The organism is Micromonospora sp. LOL_025 (genome assembly GCF_048060285.1).
Classification (GTDB): domain Bacteria; phylum Actinomycetota; class Actinomycetes; order Mycobacteriales; family Micromonosporaceae; genus Micromonospora.
In genome coordinates this window covers 23,272-37,493 of the sequence record NZ_JBHMIR010000044.1, presented here as the reverse complement: position 1 = coordinate 37,493, position 14,222 = coordinate 23,272, and the positions used below count along the sequence as shown (strand labels likewise).

The window sequence follows — 14,222 nt, the reverse complement described above, 5'->3', positions numbered from 1 at the left end:
ATCCACGCCACCGAGGCCGGCCGGCACCAGGGCTGGCTGCCCGAGGAGATGAACCGCACCATCCACGGCGTGGAGCACTGGCTGGCCGGCGAGTCGGGCCGGGTGATCGTCTGCTCCGGCTACATGCGCGACGAGGTGACCGGGCTGTTCGGCGTGCCGGCCGGCCGGGTCGACGTGGTGCCCAACGGCGTGGAGCCCCACCGCTGGCGGGTGCCGGCCGCCGCGGTGGCGCAGGCCCGCGCCCGCTTCGCCGGGAACGGGCCGCTGGTCACCTTCGCCGGCCGGCTGGTCTACGAGAAGGGCGTGCAGCACCTGATCGCCGGGCTGCCCCGGCTGCGCGAGCGGCACCCCGGGCTACGTGCGGTCATCGTCGGCGACGGGCCGTACCGCGGCGAGTTGGAGGCCGAGGTGCACCGCCTGGGCCTCGGCGGCACGGTCAGCCTCCCGGGCTTCCTCGGCGGCACCGATCTGCCCGCCGTGATGGCCGCGTCGGACTGCTTCGCCGTGCCGAGCATCTACGAGCCGTTCGGCATGGTGGCCCTGGAGGGCGCCGCCGCCGGCGCGCCCCTGGCCGTCGCCGCGACCGGCGGGCTCGCCGAGATCGTCGAGCCCGGGGTGACCGGGATGACCTTCCGGCCGCACGACCCGGACGGGCTGACCGAGGCCGTCGACGCGCTGCTGTCGGACCGGGAGCGGGCCCGCCAGCTCGCCCGCCGGGCCCGCGTCATGGTGCACGAGCGGTACGGCTGGTCGGCCATCGCGCAGCGTACGGCCGCCGCCTACGCCGCGGCGATCGCCACCGCCGGGTCGTTCGCCGCCGAGCGGGTGACCCGCGGTCGCGCCGTGCCGTCGATCGCCGAGGGCAACCTGCTGGCCGCCGCCGGCCTGCGCTGACCGGAGCCGGGAGCACGACACGACGAAGGCCGCCGACCCGGTGCGGGTCGGCGGCCTTCGTCGTCGGTACGGCCGGAACTCAGCGCTCCGAGAACGGGGTGTACGCCCGCTCGGGGGCACCGGTGTAGATCTGCCGCGGGCGGCCGATCTTGGTCTCCGGGTCGTTGATCATCTCGCGCCACTGGGCGATCCAGCCGGGGAGCCGGCCCAGCGCGAAGAGCACCGTGAACATCTTGGTCGGGAAGCCCATGGCCTTGTAGATCAGGCCGGTGTAGAAGTCCACGTTCGGGTAGAGCTTGCGGGAGACGAAGAACTCGTCGGCGAGGGCGATCTCCTCCAGCTGCACGGCGATGTCCAGCAGCGGGTCGGGCTTGGCCATCCGGCCGAGCACGTCCTGGGCCGCCTTCTTCACGATCGCCGCGCGCGGGTCGTAGTTCTTGTAGACCCGGTGGCCGAAGCCCATCAGCTTCACGCCGTCCTGCTTGTCCTTCACCTTGCGTACGAAGGACCCGACGTCGCCGCCGTCAGCCTGGATCTTCTCCAGCATCTCCAGCACGGCCTGGTTGGCGCCGCCGTGCAGCGGGCCGAAGAGCGCGTTCACGCCCGCCGAGACCGAGGCGAAGAGGTTGGCGTTGCTGGAGCCGACCAGCCGCACGGTCGACGTGGAGCAGTTCTGCTCGTGGTCGGCGTGCAGGATGAACAGCATGTCCAGCACCTTGGCCATCACCGGGTCGACCTCGTACGGCTCCGCCGGCACGCCGAAGGTCATCCGCAGGAAGTTCTCCACGTAGCCCAGCGAGTTGTCCGGGTACAGCAGCGGCTGACCGATCGACTTCTTGTAGGCGTACGAGGCGATGGTGGGCACCTTCGCCATCAGCCGCACCGTGGACATCTCGACGTGCGTGGAGTCGAACGGGTCCAGGCTGTCCTGGTAGAAGGTGGAGATGGCGCTGACGGCCGACGAGAGCACGGCCATCGGGTGCGCGTCGCGCGGGAAGCCGTCGAAGAAGCGGCGCATCTCCTCGTGCAGCAGCGAGTGCCGGCGGATCCGCTCGGTGAACTCGGTCAACTGCTGCTGGGTCGGCAGCTCACCGTAGATCAGCAGGTAGGAGACCTCCAGGAACGAGGACTTCTCCGCGAGCTGCTCGATCGGGTACCCACGGTAACGCAGGATCCCCGCGTCGCCGTCGATGTAGGTGATGTCGGACGAGCAGGCCGCGGTGTTGACGAAACCGGGGTCGTACGTCGTCATCCCGGTTTCCTTCAGCAGCTTGCCCACCCCGATGCCGGCGGGGCCCTCGACCGCGGATTGCACCGGCATCGAAAGCTGCCCACCGGGGTGATCGAGCTTGACTTCCGTCATGGTTCCCTCGCTTCGCCGGCAGATCTGCGTTGAATTGCCTTCGCTTTTACCGTAATCACGGTCGAGGAGATACCGCCTGTCGTGGTTCGACGGTGAGGCATGCGTCACCCGTTTCCCGACCAGGGAGCCGGGAAACCCGCGCAATCCGGACGCGCCGGAGCCGACACCGCCCCCCGCCCTCGCCCCCGGGCCCCGCCCCCGGGGCCCCCGGCACGGGCGCCCGGCACCGGCACCGGGTGCTGGCGATCATGAGGTTTGCGCCTGGGAACGCGCTTACCTAGGACGCAAACCTCATGATCACGCGCAAGGAGCCGCGCGAGGCGGCCGCGGGAGGAGCCGCGCGAGGAGCCGCGGGAGGGAGGCCGGGGGCGGGAGGGTCGGAACCGGACGCCGCCGCCACCGCCGTGACCCGCGACGGGCGGCGAGCGCCCCGAGGGGGCGGGTGAGGGGTGAGGGATGAACGGCGCGGGTCAGGTGAGAGTCAGGTGGAGGAGGGTGTTGTCGGTGGTGACGCGGTAGATGGTGAGGCGGTTGGCGCCGGCGTGGAAGAGCCGGTCGTCGGCGAGCAGGGCGGCGAAGCGGCGTCCGCCGGCGTCGCGGGGCACCACCGGGACGACCGCGCCGACCCGGCCGTTGACGGCGATCGCCAGCCTTGTGCCGTCGGGTACGTCGTCCGGCACGTCGCCCCAGACGGCGGCCGGCAGCCGCCCGGTGTCCGGATCCACGGCGTCGAACGCGGCCAGGTCGGCGACGCGGGCGGTGCCGCCGGCCGGGCGGTCGCCGACGGCGGTGCCCACCAGGGGATGGGGCGCGGGCGGCGCGATCGGGGCCGGCACGCCGCCGGTGATGGGGGTCGGCTGGCCGGGGCGGTCGTAGAAGACCCTGCCCGCCTCGGCGCGCGGGGCCTGCCGGGCGGACCGGCCGTCGACGGGCCAGGGGAGCCGGATGGCCGCCTCGTCGGCGATGGTGGGCAGCAGGTCGACGTGCTGCCAGTTCCGGTCGTCGATCCGCCCGGCGCGCTGGCCCGGTGTCTTGACGAACGTGGGCACCCAGGCGACCTCGCCGGGGGCGGTCCGGATGGCGCCCATGCCCCGGCCCTGGGCGCCGGGGGTGAAGCTGACGCCGTGGTCGGCGGTGACCACCAGCAGCGCCTGGTCGTAGAGGCCGGTGGAGCGCAGGGTACGCAGGGTCTCACCGATCAGCCGGTCCGTGTAGCCGAGCTGCGCCAGGTGCCGCCGGCGGGCCAGTTCCGCCCAGCCGTCGCCGTCGTTCGGCAGGTCCGCCGGGGCGTCGTAGCGCGCCCCCGACGGCAGGTACGCCCACGGCGAGTGCGGCATCAGCAGGTGCAGGAAGTGCAGGGTGGGCCGGGGCGCCGGCCGGAGCCCGGCGAGGAAGCTGGTGAACCGGGCCGGCTGGTTGTCGTCGAGGCTGTCCCAGCGGAACTTCGGGTCCGCCGGCACCGGTTCGGCGGCGTCGATGCCCGCCTCCGCGCGGGTCTGCTCGCGGTACGAGTCCTCCGGGTCGACGCGGCTGTCGACCGGGGCGGTGACCTGGCGCAGCAGCCCGCCCGCCTGGCGGATCAGCACACCCATCCCCTGCTCGGGGCTGACCGGCTGCTCGCAGCGGCTGGGCGGGCAGAGCCGGGTGATGCTCTCCTCGGCGCGGACGTCGTACAGGCCGCCGAGGACGGTGAAGAGGTTGTCGGGGTACTGCGAGTAGTGCGGTGCCGCCGCCCGCTGCGGGTACCGGCCGGTCAGCATGGCCGGCAGCGCGTAGGGCGTCCAGCCGCTGACGCCGGTGGCGTTGCGGTACCAGGTGGAGCCGCCGGCCAGCTCCGCGAAGTGCGGGAACCGGGCGGCGTCGACACGCCCGTCCGCGCCGAGCAGGGACACCAGGGGCAGCTCGTCGAGGACCAGCACGACCACCGGCGGATGGTTGCCGGGCCCGGCCACCCCGGCGGCGCCGCCCTCGCCCCGGGGCAGCACCACCGTGGAGGTGGGCGAGGCGAACACGAACAGCCCCACGAACAGCAGCGGCCCGGCCGCGGCCAGCCGCAGCACCCGCCCGGGCGCGCGCCACCGCCGGTGCGCGGCGGCCCCGGCGGCCCCGGCCACCGCGGCGAGCAGCAGCAGCGGCACGCCCCGCAGCGGCGTACCGTGCCGGCCGACCTGCACGGCCAGCGCGGCGAGCAGCAGGCCCACCAGCAGGGTGTGCGTGGCGGCGCGGGCGGTGCGTCCGGCCAGGCGGGACAGCGCGCCGGGCAGCGCGAGGGCGGCGGTGGGCACCAGCGCGACCAACGCCACCAGCAGCATGATCTCGCGGCGGTCCGCCCGGTGGAACAGGAAGAAGTCGGGGCTGCGCCCGAGGACGTCCAGCAGCGGCTGGGTGACCACGAGCCCGACCAGCCCCGCCACCTCCGCCAGCCGGCCCAGCTCCGTACGCCAACCGCCCGGCCGGCCACCGGAAGCCCGATCGCCCGACGGCCGGTCGCCCGACGGCTGATCGCCGGACAGCAGGTCGCCGGGAGCCCGGTCGCCGGACAGCAGGTCGCCCGGCGGCCGGTCGTCGCACGCGCGGTCCGGCGCGGGCGCCGGCTCAGCCACCCACGACCGCCGCGTAGAGCGTCCGGGTGCCCGAGGGCAGGTCGAGTCGCCGCGCGATCCGGCAGCGCGCGGCGAGCAGCCGTTCGAACTCGGCCGGCCGGTAGTCGGGGAAGAGCCCTTCGGGCTTGTTGGCCAGCAGCCGTCGGGCCATCGGGTCCTCGGGGTGGACGAACTCCACCACCACCCGGGCGCCGGGGGCGGCGAGCCCGACGAGCCAGTCCAGCACCTCGGGCAGCGGCACGTTGCGCCCGATCGCCAGGTGGTGCACCACGGCCAGGGCGAGGACCGCGTCCGCCTCGACCCGGTCCGCGAACGAGGCCCGCTCGACGCCGAGCCAGCCGCCGCCCGGCGACGGGTCGGCGAGGTCCATCACCAGGGGCAGGATCCGCCGTTCTCCCGCTGCGCGCAGATCCCGGTAGAGCCCGTCCAGCACGCCGGGGTCCTGCTCGACCGCGACGACGTAGTCGGCGTGCCGGGCGGCGAGGCGGGCGTACCGGCCGTCGTTGGCGCCGAGGTCCAGCGCCAGGCGGGGCCGCGCCCCGTCGGCCAGCGCCTCGGCGACGAAGCGTTCCTTCGCGGCCCGGTCGTCGGCGGTGTACGCGCAGGTGCGCTGGTAGTCGACCCAGTGGCTGGCCGCCGGCCGGGGTTCCAGCCGCCGGACGAGCTTCTCGATGCCGCGTACGGTGGCCAGCGCCAGCTCCCGGGAGTAGCCGGCGGCCCGCAACTGGGACCGGACGTCGGCGGTGCTGGCCCGGGCGTTGCGCCGCTGCATGGCGTCGTGCAGGTGCACGTGGGTGGGCACGCCGGGCAGCAGCCGCCGGACGCCGCCGAACAGCCGGCGCATCTGGTCGGGCTCGATGCCGTCGACCCGGGCGCGCAGCCAGGGCTGGAAGTCCAGCCCGAGGTGGGCGTCGATCAGCAGCGGGTAGAGCAGCGTCTGGCAGAACTGCCGGTACCCGGCCCAGGGCTCGCCGTCGCGCGCCGGGGTGAACGAGCCGACGTCGATGAACACCGGCTCGGCGCCCCGCCACTGGAGGTTGTAGGCCGAGCCGTCCTTCGTGGTGAACCCGGCCGGCAGGGCCGCCCGCAGGATCTCCAGGTGCAGCAGCGCCGCGTCGCGCAGCATGGTGAACGACCACTCGTACGGGTGGGAGACGAACGGGATGCGCTCGTGGCGGAGAACGGCGGCCCACCGGTCGGCCGACGGCACGGCCGGCGACTCGACCGCCTCGGTGCCGCACACCTTGCCGGCGGCGAGCAGCGGCGGGAAGAACTCGCTGGCGGTCAGCGCGCGCCACTCCCCGGCGGCCCGCGCGTCCAGCCCGCGCAGCACGTCGCCGTCGAGGTGGAAGACCCGGTTGGCGGGGTCGCGGAAGGAGCCGGGCTCGGCGCGCAGGCCGGTGCGGGAGTTCGCCATCGGCCGAGGTCAGCGCTGGTCGGTGGGCTGGCGGCGGAACCGGTCGACCAGCCGCCGCCAGTAGAGCTTGGCCGCCACCGCGGCGCCGGCCACCCCGCCGACCACCGCCTGCACGATCAGGCTGCCGGACCCCGCGTCCAGGTAGGCCAGGTGTTCCACCGACCGCTCCTTCCGTCGCGTCTCGAGATCGGCGTACGCGGGCAGGATCCCTTGGGGGATTTGCCCGGAAAGCCGGACTTGTCTGACACGCTACGCCGATCGTCCCGGTCGTGAAGGGCACACCCGGCACTCCGTCCGGTTGTCCGTTTCGTTCAAGACGAGCACCGGGGGACGTCCCTACGGTGATGGACATGGCACCGACACTCGATCTCATCGGCATGGTCAGCAGCGACCTACCTCGTTCCCTCGCCTTCTACCGGCGGCTCGGCCTCGACATCCCCGCCGACGCCGACACCGCGCCGCACGTGGAGGTCACCCTGCCCGGGGGCCTGCGGCTGGCCTGGGACACCGCCGACACCATCCGCGCCTTCGACCCGGACTGGAAGCCCGGGGGCGGCGGCGGGGCCAGCCTCGCCTTCCGCTGCGCCGACCCGGCCGAGGTCGACCGGCTCTACGCGGAGCTGGTGGCCGAGGGGCACCCGGGCCACCTGCCCCCGTGGGACGCCTACTGGGGCCAGCGGTACGCGGTGGTGCTCGACCCCGACGGCAACGGCGTGGACCTGTTCGCCCCGCTCCCGTAGGGATGACGGGGCCCGCCCGCGAGCGGCCGGCTCAGCGGGGCAGCAGGGCGGTCGGCGGAACCCCCGCCAGGTCGCGTACGTCGCGGGTCAGGTGGGCCTGGTCGGCGTAGCCGCAGCGGGCCGCCACCTCGGCCAGTGGGGTGCCGGCGCGGGCCAGCGCCAGCGCGCGCCGCATCCGCAGGATCCGGGCCAGGGTCTTCGGGCCGTACCCGAACAGGTGTCGACACCGACGGTGCAGGGCGCGCGGATCGAGGCCGGCTTCGGCGGCGGTCGCGGTCACGCTGGCGCCGGCGGCCAGCGCGGCGGCGACCCGGACCCCGATCGGATCGGGCCCGCCGGCCGCCCGCAGCCGCCGCGCGGCGATCTCCGTCAGCACCTCGGCCGGGGCCGCCTCCGCCCGTTCGGCGAGCCGGGCGACCCCCCGGTCGCCCCACAGCTCGGGCAGGGGAACCCGCCGGTCGCGCAGCTCGACGGCCGGTACGCCGAGCACCGCCGGGCCGGTCCCCGGCGGCAGCCGCAGCCCCACCCAGCGCTCCGCCGGCCCGCCGCCGCTGAGGTGCGCGGTGCGGTCCGGGCCGGCCACCGTCAGCCCCGAGCGGCTCGACCAGAGCAGGTCGAGGCAGCCGTCGGGGAGCACCCTGGTCGGCGCGGCGCCCGCCGTCGTGGCGCTGGTCCAGAGCACCGCGCCGGCGAACCCGGCCGGACGTTCCCGGTACATGCCGCCCAGCCTGCCACGACCGGGCTAGCCTCCGAATGTGCGATGGTCGGTGCTGGACGCTCCCCTCGACTCCTCCGGACGCGGCCGGGGCGAGCACCGGGCGCCTGCGGCGCTGCGGGCCGCCGGGCTGCTGGGCCGGGTCGGCGCGGCCGACGCCGGCGCGGTGGACGCCCTGATCACCGACCCGGTACGGGACCCGGAGACCGGGGTGATCGGCGTCGACCAGGTGCGCCGCGCCGGCCGGGCGATCGCCGTCCGCACCACGACGCTGATCGGCGCGGGACGGCACCCGCTGGTGCTCGGGGGCGACTGCGCGATCCTGCCCGGCATCCTGCAGGGGCTGCCCTCCGGCTTCGACCTGTGGTTCCTCGACGCCCACCTCGACTTCGAGGACGGTCGCACCTCGCCCACCGGCGAGGGGGCGGACATGGACCTGTCGATCGTCACCGACCACGGGCCGGCGGGGGTCCTCGACCGGGAGGGGCCGCTGGTCGACCCCGACCAGGTGCACGTGCTCGGTCACCGGCCGCTCGACCGGGCCGCGACGGACGGGAAGGAGGCCTCCCGGGTCGACCCCGCCGCCCACCTGGTGCCGGCCACCCGGCTGCGGGGCGCCGACGCGGCGGCGGTGGGCCGGGACCTCGCCGTCGGTACGACGCCGGCCTGGCTGCACCTCGACCTCGACGTGCTCGACCCGCTCGTGCTCCCGGCGGTCAGCTACCCCGAGCCGGGCGGGCTGGACTGGGCCGACCTCGTCGCGCTGGCCCGACCGCTGGTGTGCTCGGGTCGGCTGATCGGGATGAGCGTCACCGACTTCAACGCCGACGAGGACCCGGACGGGCGGCACGCGGAGCGGATCGGGCAGGTCCTCGCCGAGCTGCTGGCCGACTGACCGGCGCCGCGCGCTCAGGCGTCGGTGGTGGCGCCCGGCAGTCGGACGGTGGACACGGTCCGGCCGGGCCGGCTGTCCAACTCGACGGTGCCGTGGTGGGCCTCCACCACGGCGGCCACGATCGCCAGGCCCAGGCCGGTGCTGCCGTGCGCCCGGGACCGGGAGCTGTCGCCCCGGGAGAAGCGTTCGAACACCTCGGCCCGCAGCGCCGGCGGCACGCCGGGCCCGTCGTCGGCGACGCCGAGCACGGCGACGCCGCCGGCGACCCCCAGGGTCGTGGTGACCGTGGTGCCGGGCGGGGTGTGCACCCGGGCGTTGGTCAGCAGGTTCGCCAGCACCTGGTGCAGTCGGGCCGGGTCGCCGGAGACCCGGACCACGGCCTGCGGCAGGTCGAGTCGCCACCGGTGCCCCGGCCCCGCGACGTGCGCGTCGCCGACCGCGTCCACCACCAGGGCGGACAGGTCCACCGGCTCGACCGCGAGCGGCCGGCCCGAGTCCAGCCGGGCGAGTAGCAGCAGGTCGTCGACGAGGCTGGTCATCCGGACGCTCTCGGACTCGACCCGGCGCAACGCGTGCGCCACGTCGGGCGGCACCTCGTCCCGGCCGCGCCGGGCGACCTCGGCGTAGCCCCGGATGGCCGCCAGCGGCGTACGCAGCTCGTGGCTGGCGTCGGCGACGAACTGGCGTACCCGGGTCTCGCTGGCCTGGCGGGCGGCGAGCGCGGCGCCGACGTGCCCCAGCATCCGGTTCAGCGCCGCGCCCACCTGCCCGACCTCGGTGCGCGGGTCGGTGTCGGCGGCCGGGACCCGCACCGACAGCGCGACCTCGCCGCGGTCCAGGGGCAGCTCGCTGACCCGGCCGGCGGTGGTGGAGACCCGGCGCAGCGGGCGCAGGGTCGCCCGCACGATCAGGGCACCGGCCCCGCCGGCGACGAGCAGTCCCACGGTCGCCACGCCGGCCTGCGCGGCGACCAGCCACCGGACGGTCTGCGACACGCCCGACAGCGGCAGGCCGAGCACCCGCACGGTCCCGCCCGGAAGCTGGCGCGCCACCACCCGGTAGTCGCCGCGCTCCCCCAGCTCGCGGGTGCGGGGTCGGCCGTCCGTGGGCAGGTCGGCGAGGCCGGCCAGGTCCTCGGCGGGGACGGCGCGTTCCTGCCGGTCGGCCAGGGTCCAGGCCCGGACCACCCGGCCGTCGGCCAGCTCGGCGGCGACGGTCCCCGGCGGAAGGCCCCGGGGGATCCGCGCGTCCGCCCCGCCGGGTGGCACCTCGAAGGGCGACGGCGCCGCCCGACCGGGGCCGGTCCGCATCGGCGTCAGCTGGTCGTCGACCCGGTCGATCAGGAACTGCCGCAGCGCGACCGTGGTGATCCCGCCGATGGCGACGCTGACCAGGGCCAGCAGGGCGACCAGGACGACCACCAGGCGGGTCCGCAGCGACACCCCGGCCAGCCGGCGGCGGAGCCGGCCGGCGGCCCGCTCACTCCGCCGGCCGGAGGACATACCCCGCGCCGCGCAGCGTGTGGATCATCGGCTTCCGGCCCGCGTCGATCTTCTTCCGCAGGTACGAGATGTACAGCTCCACCACGTTGGCCTGGCCGCCGAAGTCGTAGTTCCAGACCCGGTCGAGGATCTGCGCCTTGCTGAGCACCCGGCGCGGGTTGCGCATGAGATAGCGCAGCAGCTCGAACTCGGTGGCGGTGAGGGTGACGGGGCAGCCGTCGCGGCGCACCTCGTGGCTGTCCTCGTCGAGGCTGAGGTCGCCGACGGTGAGCACCGCGTCCGGGCGGGCGGCGACGGCGAAACCAGAGCGGCGCAGCAGCGCCCGCAGCCGGGCGATCACCTCCTCCAGGCTGAACGGCTTGGTGACGTAGTCGTCGCCACCGACGGTCAGCCCGGCGATCCGGTCCTCCACCGCGTCGCGGGCGGTCAGGAAGAGCACGGGCACCGTCGGGGCCTGCTCACGCAGCCGGCGCAGCACCTGGAAGCCGTCCAGGTCGGGCAGCATCACGTCGAGCACCACGGCGTCGGGCCGGAACTGCCGCGCCGCGTTCAGCGCCGACGTGCCGTCGCCCGCCGTACGCACCTGCCAGCCCTCGTAGCGCAACGCCATCGACAGCAGGTCGGCCAGGGTCGGCTCGTCGTCGACCACCAGCACCCGCACCGGCTCCCCGTCGGGGCGGCGCAGCTCGACCCGGCCCGCCCCGGCCCGCCCGTCCGTCACCATGGCCCCCATCGTGCGCCGGGCCGCTGTGCCCGGCTTGTGCGCGACCTGTGCCCCCGCTGTGCGTCGGCCGCCCCGTCCACCGCCGGGCGGCCGACCGCCCCGGTGCCCGCCCCGACCGACGTGCGACGGGCGGTCTCACTCGGTCATGCCCACGGGGTAGGTGTGCACGAAGCGCATCGTCCAGGTGCCGCCGCCGGTGAAACGCTCGCGCCGGTAGAGGTGGTCCGGCCCGCCGCCGGTGGCCGACCCGGCGCCGTCGGGGTGGCGCAGGATCCAGTGCGCGGGCGGGGAGCCGTCCGGCTCGGCGGGCACCGCCCGGACCAGGTCGTGGGCCGGGCCGCCGACGAAGCGTACGGTCACCTCGCTCATCCGTGCGCCCGCCTTCCCGCAGTGCCGCCCCGGCAGCGGCCCCGGCTCGCAAGCTACCGCAGCGGTGGGCGGCCCCGCCCGGATCCGGCGGCGGTTTGCCCTGATCGGAGCCCGGGTACCGCAGCATCGGGCGCCTGTCGAGGGACGGGCCAGGAGGCGCAGGGAGCGGTCGATGAGAACGCTGGACGGGCGGTACCGGCTCGAACAGCGCATCGGCATCGGCGGCATGTCGGAGGTCTGGCGGGCCCACGACGCGGTGCTGGACCGGCCGGTCGCGGTGAAGGTGATGTCCCCCGGGCAGGAGGGTCAGGACACCTCTGTGGAGCGCATCCGCGCGGAGGCCCGCTCCGCCGCCCGGCTGGTGCACCCGAACGTGGCCTTCGTGCACGACTTCGGCACCTGCGGGACGGGCCCCGAGGGGCAGGTGCCCTACATCGTCATGGAGCTGGCCGAGGGCGAGACGCTGGCCGCGCACCTGCGGGCCGGACCGGTGGACTGGCGCATCGCCGTACGGGTCTGCGCCGAGGTGAGCGCCGCGCTGGCCGCGGCCCACGCGCACGGCATCGTGCACCGCGACGTCAAGCCGGCGAACGTGATCCTGACCCCGGCCGGCGTGAAGGTGCTCGACTTCGGCATCGCCACCCCGTCCGGCACCCCGGACCGGTCACCGGAGGGGATGGTGGTCGGCACGCCGGCCTACCTCGCGCCGGAGCAGCTGGAGCGGGCGCCCGCCACACCGGCCGCCGACATGTACGCCCTCGGCGTCCTGCTCTACTACTGCCTGACCGGGCGGCTGCCGTACCAGGCGGGCACCACGACCCAACTGCTCGGCGCGCGCCGGCGGCAACCACCGCTGCCACTGCCGGAGATCGAGGGGCTGCCGCCGGAGGTGGCCGACCTGTGCGCGAGCTGCCTCGCCGACGACCCGGCCGACCGGCCGTCCAGCCTGATGGCGGCCCTGCTGCTGGCGGAGGCGGTGGACGCCCGGGTGTACGTGCCGCTGGGGCAGCCCACGGCGCCGCGGCAGCGCGTCGGGTCGATGTCGCCGTGGACCGAGCGGGCGGCGGCCGAGGTGACCGAGGCGGCCCCCCTTCCGGACTGGTCCACCCAGGCCGGCTGAGCCTCCTCCCGCGCGCCGGCACGCCGGCGTCGTGGCCGCTCCCGTCCGGCTTCCCCGGCCCTCCCACCGGCCGCCTGCGGTTTCACCGCCCGGGGGCCGGGTAGCCGGGCGGCTGAGCGACGGGAGGAACGCGATGCCGGAATCGAGCTCCTGGCTGAACGAGACGGCCACCGCGACCGCCGAGGGCGGCCACGTACGCACCGACGACGGGAGCCTGTCCACGCCCCTGGCGTCCCCACTGGCACCGCACTGCTCGGGGCTGACCCCGGAGCAGTTGCTCGCCGCCGCCTTCGCGTCCTGCCTGCACCACGCGGCGGTGGAGGCGGCGGGCGAGATCACCGACGAGGCGCACACCGTGCAGGTACGCGCGGAGGCGAAGCTCGGGCGCGACGACGACGGCCGGTACCGGGCCGACGTGCACGCCTCCATCTCGTCGGCGGGACTGAGCCGGCAACAGCTGGCCGAGCTGGTCGAGCACGCGGACCGGCTGTGGCCCTTCTCCAGCGGCGACGGCAGCCGGCACCGGCTCACCGTCACCCCGGCGGAGAACGGCCGACACTGACCGCCCGCCACGCCGGGTCCGGCACCGATCGGCCGCCGGGTGGGCCCGTCACCGATCAACTGCGGGCGGGTCCGGCACCGATCGGCCGCCGGGCGGGCCCGTCACCGATCAACTGCGGGGGCCCGGTGCCGACCGCCCCTCCGTGGCGGACCCGGTGGCGGGACGGGACTCCGTCACCGGCGCGGCAGGCACGACCTGCGCGTTCGCCTCCGGGCCGACGGGTGGTCGTCCGGGCGGTCCGGAGTGGCCTCCACCGTTCGGTGGAGGCTCGGCTCGGCGCGCGCGCCGATCCAAGATCTATTCTTCGCCCGGTTGTCCACTCCTTATCGGATATATGCGAAAGAATAGAAAAGCGGAGATGACGTCGTTGATGGCCCGGCGGGCGTAATCGGCCCGCAGATCGGCGCAAATTGTGGCGCATGCCACCAACCAGGCCGATGGCAAGACGCGCTCGCCTTTCTAGCCTCGGCGGGTGCACCCCGACGATCCCCTGGACCAGAAGCTGACCCGGGAACGGCCGGCCACCCGCCCGGACGATCCCGCCTCGACCGAACGGACGATCGGCCGTCATCGCGCTGCCGAGCGGCAGCGTCGCGGCCGGGCCCTGCTCGCCTCGACCCCCGTCCGGGTCGCGCTCGCCACCGGCGTGACCTGCTGCCTCGGCGTGGCCGCGTTCGCCGGCACGCGCGAGGACGCCGACGCCGCGCGGGAACCCGTGGCCGAGGCGCTGGCCGAGCGGGCCGTCGACGACGACCGCGCCTCGCGGTCCCTGGACCGGGCCGTCTCCCCCTCCCCCTCGCCCTCGCTCAGCCCCAGCCCGACGCCGAAGCCGACCCCCTCGGCCACGCGCAAGGCCCCGCGCAAGCCGGCCCCGCCGCCCCGCCCACGCCCGGTCGCCGGACTCACCCAGGCGCAGATGGACAACGCCAAGGTCATCGTCGACGTGGGCGCCGAGCTGAAGATGCCCCGTCGCGCCATGGTGGTCGCCGTGGCGACCGCGATGCAGGAGAGCCGGCTCTACAACCTCGCCAGCGACGTGCTTCCGGAGTCCAGCCGGTACCCGCACCAGGGCAGCGGCTCCGACCACGACTCCGTGGGCCTGTTCCAGCAGCGCCCGAGCAGCGGCTGGGGCACCGTACGCGAGCTGATGCGCCCGTCGTACGCCGCGCGGGCCTTCTACGAGGCGCTGCGGGACGTCCCGGGCTGGCAGCAGATGAGCGTGGCCGGCGCCGCCCAGGCCGTGCAGGTCTCGGCCTTCCCCGACGCCTACGCCCAGCACGAGGAGCTGGCCACCACGGTCGTCGCGGCGCTGACCTGA

At 75.4% G+C, this 14,222-nt stretch carries 14 protein-coding genes; 6 read left to right on the top strand and 8 right to left on the bottom strand.

Going from position 1 to position 14,222, the window contains the following annotated elements:
• Positions 1–894, top strand: an 894-nt coding sequence (locus ACFHW0_RS29660) for a glycosyltransferase family 4 protein (RefSeq protein ID WP_416612931.1), incomplete at its 5' end; no start/stop codon positions are given.
• Between the two features lie 79 nt (positions 895–973).
• On the opposite strand, the gene ACFHW0_RS29655 is transcribed toward ACFHW0_RS29660, so the two are convergent.
• From ACFHW0_RS29655 to ACFHW0_RS29640, 4 genes are all read right to left on the bottom strand, one after another.
• The gene (locus ACFHW0_RS29655; RefSeq protein WP_416612930.1) at positions 974–2,257 is read right to left on the bottom strand and encodes a citrate synthase; all 1,284 of its coding nucleotides are present in this window, start codon (positions 2,255–2,257) and stop codon (positions 974–976) included.
• Positions 2,258–2,727: 470 nt separating this feature from the next.
• Positions 2,728–4,770: a sulfatase-like hydrolase/transferase gene (locus ACFHW0_RS29650; RefSeq protein ID WP_416612934.1), complete on the bottom strand. Its 2,043-nt coding sequence runs from the start codon at positions 4,768–4,770 to the stop codon at positions 2,728–2,730.
• A gap of 82 nt (positions 4,771–4,852) precedes the next feature.
• Positions 4,853–6,277 carry a class I SAM-dependent methyltransferase gene (locus ACFHW0_RS29645; RefSeq protein ID WP_416612929.1) on the bottom strand — a complete coding sequence of 475 codons (1,425 nt, stop codon included), beginning with the start codon at positions 6,275–6,277 and terminating at the stop codon, positions 4,853–4,855.
• 9 nt (positions 6,278–6,286) lie between these two features.
• On the bottom strand, positions 6,287–6,436 hold the full coding sequence (locus ACFHW0_RS29640) for a hypothetical protein (RefSeq protein WP_165947858.1): 150 nt from the start codon (positions 6,434–6,436) through the stop codon (positions 6,287–6,289).
• Positions 6,437–6,627: 191 nt separating this feature from the next.
• Here ACFHW0_RS29640 and ACFHW0_RS29635 point away from each other — a divergent pair, with 191 nt between their 5' ends.
• Entirely contained in the window at positions 6,628–7,017 is a 390-nt protein-coding gene (locus ACFHW0_RS29635; protein WP_416612928.1) for a VOC family protein, read from the top strand.
• Between the two features lie 31 nt (positions 7,018–7,048).
• On the opposite strand, the gene ACFHW0_RS29630 is transcribed toward ACFHW0_RS29635, so the two are convergent.
• A complete protein-coding gene (locus ACFHW0_RS29630; RefSeq protein WP_416612927.1) occupies positions 7,049–7,735 on the bottom strand; it encodes a helix-turn-helix domain-containing protein in 687 nt (228 codons plus the stop codon).
• Between the two features lie 37 nt (positions 7,736–7,772).
• Here ACFHW0_RS29630 and ACFHW0_RS29625 point away from each other — a divergent pair, with 37 nt between their 5' ends.
• Positions 7,773–8,627 carry an arginase family protein gene (locus ACFHW0_RS29625; RefSeq protein WP_416612926.1) on the top strand — a complete coding sequence of 285 codons (855 nt, stop codon included), beginning with the start codon at positions 7,773–7,775 and terminating at the stop codon, positions 8,625–8,627.
• Between the two features lie 14 nt (positions 8,628–8,641).
• On the opposite strand, the gene ACFHW0_RS29620 is transcribed toward ACFHW0_RS29625, so the two are convergent.
• From ACFHW0_RS29620 to ACFHW0_RS29610, 3 genes are all read right to left on the bottom strand, one after another.
• Complete coding sequence (locus tag ACFHW0_RS29620; protein WP_416612924.1) at positions 8,642–10,129, bottom strand: sensor histidine kinase; 1,488 nt, start codon at positions 10,127–10,129, stop codon at positions 8,642–8,644.
• Positions 10,107–10,853: a response regulator transcription factor gene (locus tag ACFHW0_RS29615; RefSeq protein WP_416612922.1), complete on the bottom strand. Its 747-nt coding sequence runs from the start codon at positions 10,851–10,853 to the stop codon at positions 10,107–10,109. The genes ACFHW0_RS29620 and ACFHW0_RS29615 overlap by 23 nt, the downstream gene beginning before the upstream one ends.
• A gap of 135 nt (positions 10,854–10,988) precedes the next feature.
• Positions 10,989–11,222, bottom strand: coding sequence for a hypothetical protein (locus ACFHW0_RS29610; RefSeq protein WP_416612920.1), 234 nt, complete (start codon positions 11,220–11,222; stop codon positions 10,989–10,991).
• 172 nt (positions 11,223–11,394) lie between these two features.
• On the opposite strand from ACFHW0_RS29610, the gene ACFHW0_RS29605 reads away from it, so the two are divergent.
• The 3 genes from ACFHW0_RS29605 to ACFHW0_RS29595 all read left to right on the top strand — a co-directional run bounded on the left by ACFHW0_RS29605 (position 11,395) and on the right by ACFHW0_RS29595 (position 14,222).
• Complete coding sequence (locus tag ACFHW0_RS29605) at positions 11,395–12,342, top strand: serine/threonine-protein kinase (RefSeq protein ID WP_416612918.1); 948 nt, start codon at positions 11,395–11,397, stop codon at positions 12,340–12,342.
• Between the two features lie 133 nt (positions 12,343–12,475).
• Entirely contained in the window at positions 12,476–12,904 is a 429-nt protein-coding gene (locus tag ACFHW0_RS29600; RefSeq protein ID WP_121397895.1) for an OsmC family protein, read from the top strand.
• A gap of 472 nt (positions 12,905–13,376) precedes the next feature.
• Complete coding sequence (locus tag ACFHW0_RS29595) at positions 13,377–14,222, top strand: hypothetical protein (RefSeq protein WP_416612916.1); 846 nt, start codon at positions 13,377–13,379, stop codon at positions 14,220–14,222.

Excerpts from the sequence above, each read along its gene's own strand:
- ACFHW0_RS29600 (WP_121397895.1), top strand. The coding sequence starts at position 12,476 with ATGCCGGAATCGAGCTCCTGGCTGAACGAGACGGCCACCGCGACCGCC.
- ACFHW0_RS29605 (WP_416612918.1), top strand. The coding sequence starts at position 11,395 with ATGAGAACGCTGGACGGGCGGTACCGGCTCGAACAGCGCATCGGCATC.
- ACFHW0_RS29655 (WP_416612930.1), bottom strand. The coding sequence starts at position 2,257 with ATGACGGAAGTCAAGCTCGATCACCCCGGTGGGCAGCTTTCGATGCCG.
- ACFHW0_RS29615 (WP_416612922.1), bottom strand. The coding sequence starts at position 10,853 with ATGGTGACGGACGGGCGGGCCGGGGCGGGCCGGGTCGAGCTGCGCCGC.
- ACFHW0_RS29635 (WP_416612928.1), top strand. The coding sequence starts at position 6,628 with ATGGCACCGACACTCGATCTCATCGGCATGGTCAGCAGCGACCTACCT.
- ACFHW0_RS29610 (WP_416612920.1), bottom strand. The coding sequence starts at position 11,222 with ATGAGCGAGGTGACCGTACGCTTCGTCGGCGGCCCGGCCCACGACCTG.
- ACFHW0_RS29620 (WP_416612924.1), bottom strand. The coding sequence starts at position 10,129 with ATGTCCTCCGGCCGGCGGAGTGAGCGGGCCGCCGGCCGGCTCCGCCGC.
- ACFHW0_RS29630 (WP_416612927.1), bottom strand. The coding sequence starts at position 7,735 with ATGTACCGGGAACGTCCGGCCGGGTTCGCCGGCGCGGTGCTCTGGACC.
- ACFHW0_RS29645 (WP_416612929.1), bottom strand. The coding sequence starts at position 6,277 with ATGGCGAACTCCCGCACCGGCCTGCGCGCCGAGCCCGGCTCCTTCCGC.